The sequence below is a fragment of the Actinomycetota bacterium genome, assembly GCA_005774595.1.
GTDB lineage: Bacteria > Actinomycetota > Coriobacteriia > Anaerosomatales > D1FN1-002 > D1FN1-002.
In genome coordinates this window covers 1-3,703 of sequence record VAUM01000192.1, presented here as the reverse complement: position 1 = coordinate 3,703, position 3,703 = coordinate 1, and the positions used below count along the sequence as shown (strand labels likewise).

The window sequence follows — 3,703 nt, the reverse complement described above, 5'->3', positions numbered from 1 at the left end:
CATCGGCGCCGGCTCCGGATGCGACGGGCAGGTGCAGGTCTTCCACGACCTGCTCGGCCTGACGCCGCGCACCCCTCGCCACGCGCGCCGGTACGCCGAACTGGGCGAGGCGGTCACCGCCGCCATCGCCGCATACGCTGCCGCGGTGCGTGAGGGCGCCTTCCCCGGTGAGGAGCAGACGACGCACATGGACCCGGCGGCACTCGCCGAGGTCCGCGCTGCGCTCGTCGCACAGCGCGGGTGCGTACGGAAGGCGGGTGCGTGAGGCTCGAGATCCTCTCGTCGAAGGCCGAGGTCCGCGCCGCTGTCGCGCAGGCGCGCCGCGAAGGGCGCACCGTCGGCTTCGTGCCCACGATGGGCGCGCTGCACGACGGGCACCTCTCACTCGTGCACGAGGCGTGCGGGCGCTGTGACCACGTACTCGTCTCGATCTTCGTGAACCCGACCCAGTTCGACGAGGCGTCCGACTTCGACGCCTACCCCCGCGATCTCTCGGCGGACCTCGAGCTGCTCTCGGCCTCTTCGGTCGAGTGGGTCTTCGCGCCGAGTGCGGCCGAGATGTACGGCGCGGCGCCGCAGGTCATCGTGGATCCCGGCCCGCTCGCCGAGCGGTGGGAGGGTGCGTGCCGCCCGGGGCACTTCGCGGGCGTGGCGACCGTCGTGGCCAAGCTGCTCAACGTCGCCGGCGCCGACGCAGCGTTCTTCGGCGAGAAGGACTACCAGCAGCTCAAGGTGGTCGAGCGCCTCGCGCGCGACCTCGACTTCCCGACGCGCATCGTCGGCTGTCCGGTCGTGCGCGAGCCTGACGGCCTCGCCCTTTCGAGCCGCAACGCGCGCCTCACCGAGCCGGACCGCCGCGCGGCGACGGTGCTCTACCGCGCGCTCTCCGAGGCGGCCGACTGCGTCATCGCCGGCGAGTGCGATGCGCAGCGGCTGACGAAGGAGATGGCGCGCACCATCAACGCCGAGCCGGCGGCGGCGCTCGAGTACGCGGCCGTCGTCGACCCCGAGACCCTCGAGCCGCTCGAAGGGCTCGTCTGCCCGGCGCGCGCGCTCGTGGCGGCGCGCTTCGGCGGTGTCCGCCTCATCGATACCATGGAGCTGTGCCCGAACGGGAAGGTGACCTGAGTGACGGACTACGCCGATCTGACCGCCGAGGTCCGCGAGCTCGCGCGCGAGCGCGACGCGGTCCTGCTCGCGCACAACTACCAGCGCGCCGAGGTGCAGGACGCCGCGGACTTCGTCGGCGACTCGCTCGGGCTCTCACGGCAGGCGGCCGCCACGGACGCGGCGGTCATCGTCTTCTCCGGCGTGCACTTCATGGCCGAGACCGCCAGGATCCTCGCGCCGGACCGCACGGTGCTGATGCCCGAGCCGCGCGCGGGCTGCCCGATGGCCGACATGATCACGCGCGCGCAGGCCGAGGCGTTCAAGGCCGCGCACCCCGGGTTGCCGCTGGTCACGTACGTGAACTCGTCCGCCGAGGTGAAAGCCGTCACGGACGTGTGCTGCACCTCGGCCAACGCGGTGCGCGTGGTCGAGTCGCTCGGTGAGCCCCGGGTGCTGTTCGCGCCCGACCGCAACCTGAGCGCGTGGGTCGCCTCGAAGCTGCCGACAGTCGAGGTCATCGCCTGGGACGGCTTCTGCCCGACACACGACCAGGTCACCGCGGCCGACGTCGAGACGGCCCGCGCCGAGCACCCGGACGCCGAGGTCGTCGCGCACCCCGAGTGCCGGCCGGAGGTCACCGCGCTGGCCGACGCCGTGCTGTCCACCTCGCAGATGCTCGCGCACGCGGCCGAGTCGCCGGCGCGCGAGTTCATCGTCGTCACCGAGGAGGGCCTGCTCCACAGCCTGCGCAAGGCCGCGCCGGACAAGGTGTTCCACAACCTGACCTCGCGCATGCTGTGCCCGAACATGAAGCTCACCACGCTCGAGAAGGTCCGCGACTGCCTGCGCGACGGCACCGGCGAGGTCACCGTGCCCGAGGACGTCCGCGTCGCGGCGCTCGCCTCGGTCGAGCGCATGGTGGCGCTGTGACGCAGGCCCCCGCCGCGGGCGTGCTGCCTTCGGCGCTGCAGCGCCGCTGGCTCCTGCCGTTCGACACGGCCGATCTGCCCCGGCACACCGCCGACGTCGTGGTCATCGGCTCGGGTATCGCGGGCCTGACCGCCGCGCTCGAGGCGTCGGCGGCCGGCATGCAGGTCGCGCTCGTCACGAAGTCGTCGCTCACCGAGACCGCGACCTGGTACGCGCAGGGCGGCATCGCCGGCGCGGTCGGCGTGGCCGACTCCGTCGAGCTGCACCTCGCCGACACGCTGGTCGTGGGCCAGGGGCTGTGCGAGGAGAACGTCGTGCGCGCCATCGTCGGCGAGGCGGCCCAGGCGCTGCGCGCGCTCGGCGTACGCGGCGTGCACTGGGACGTCGAGGCCGACGGCGAGATCGCGCTCGCGCGTGAGGGCGGCCACTCGATCGCGCGCGTGCTGCACACCGGCGACGCGACCGGCGCGGCGGTGCAGGACGCGCTCGCCGCGACCGTGCGCACCGCGCCGAACGTCACGCTGCACGAGCGGCGGTTCCTCGTCGACCTGCTCACCTCCGGCGAGCGGTGCACCGGCGCGCTCGTCCTCGACCCGGCGACCGGAGCGCTGGAGGCGCACTTCGGCACCGCGGTCGTGCTCGCGACGGGCGGCTGCGGGCAGGTCTACCGCGTCACGACCAATCCGCTCGTGGCGACCGGCGACGGCGTCGGTGCGGCATGGCGAGCGGGCGCCGACGTCGCCGACTGCGAGTTCGTCCAGTTCCACCCGACCGCACTCGACTCGGCCTCTTCGCCGAAGTTCCTCATCACCGAGGCCCTGCGCGGCGAGGGTGCGTACCTGCTCGACGGCGACGGCGAGCGCTTCATGCTCGGCGTGCACCCCTTGGCTGAGCTCGCCCCGCGCGACGTGGTGAGCCGCGAGATCGAGCGCGTCATGCGCGAGACCGGACGCGGCAACGTCGACCTCGACGCGCGGCACCTCGGCGCCGAGCACCTCGAGAGGCGCTTCCCGACGGTGTGGAAGGCGTGCGGCGAGGCGGGCTACGACCTTTCGTGCGACCTGGTGCCGGTGGCGCCTGCCGCGCACTACGCGATCGGCGGCGTGCGCACCGACGTGGATGGCCGCACCTCGCTGCCCGGCCTGTTCGCCACCGGCGAGGCGGCGTGCAGCGGACTGCACGGCGCGAACCGCCTCGCCAGCAACTCGTTGCTCGAGGGGCTCGTGTCGTCGCGCCGCATCCTGCGCGCGCTCGAGCCCGAGCTCGGCTGGCCGGCGTCGCCCCGCGTGCATGCGGACGCGGGGGAGTGTGCGGGCGGGGGCGGGCCCGCGGCCCCGGACGCGGGCGCGGGCCCGGATGGCCGCCGGCGGGGGCAGGCGGGCACGGGCCCGCGCCGGGCGCCGAGCCGGGAGTCTACCTCGTCGCCGCCGGCGGCAAGGAAGGGCTCTTTTCCAACCGCGTTGCCTTCGCCTTCGACACGCTGCCGGAGTGCCTGGAAAAGGAACCGAACGGCGACCCCTCCAAGGCGCAGAAAGTGACTGTCCCCATCATCGTCAACGGGCAGTCGGACCACCCGCGTGACCGGGACGTCTTCGAGGTGGAAGGAAAGGCCGGTGAGACGATCGTGGCGGAAGTCAACGCGCGCCGCCTCGGCTCCCCGTAC

4 protein-coding genes are annotated in these 3,703 nt (G+C 73.6%); all 4 read left to right on the top strand.

From position 1 onward, the window contains the following. A partial coding sequence (locus tag FDZ70_07665; protein ID TLM73422.1) for a hypothetical protein occupies nt 1-265 on the top strand: 265 nt, incomplete at its 5' end. Next, nucleotides 262-1,128, top strand: a complete 867-nt coding sequence (locus FDZ70_07660; protein ID TLM73421.1) for a pantoate--beta-alanine ligase — start codon at nt 262-264, stop codon at nt 1,126-1,128. The genes FDZ70_07665 and FDZ70_07660, both read left to right, overlap by 4 nt. Before the next feature lie 18 nt (nt 1,129-1,146). Further along, the gene (nadA, locus tag FDZ70_07655; protein ID TLM73423.1) at nt 1,147-2,040 is read left to right on the top strand and encodes a quinolinate synthase NadA; all 894 of its coding nucleotides are present in this window, start codon (nt 1,147-1,149) and stop codon (nt 2,038-2,040) included. Beyond that, nucleotides 1,908-3,578, top strand: coding sequence for an L-aspartate oxidase (gene nadB, locus FDZ70_07650; GenBank protein TLM73420.1), 1,671 nt, complete (start codon nt 1,908-1,910; stop codon nt 3,576-3,578). The genes nadA and nadB overlap by 133 nt, the downstream gene beginning before the upstream one ends. The last annotated feature ends 125 nt before the right edge of the window (nt 3,579-3,703 follow it).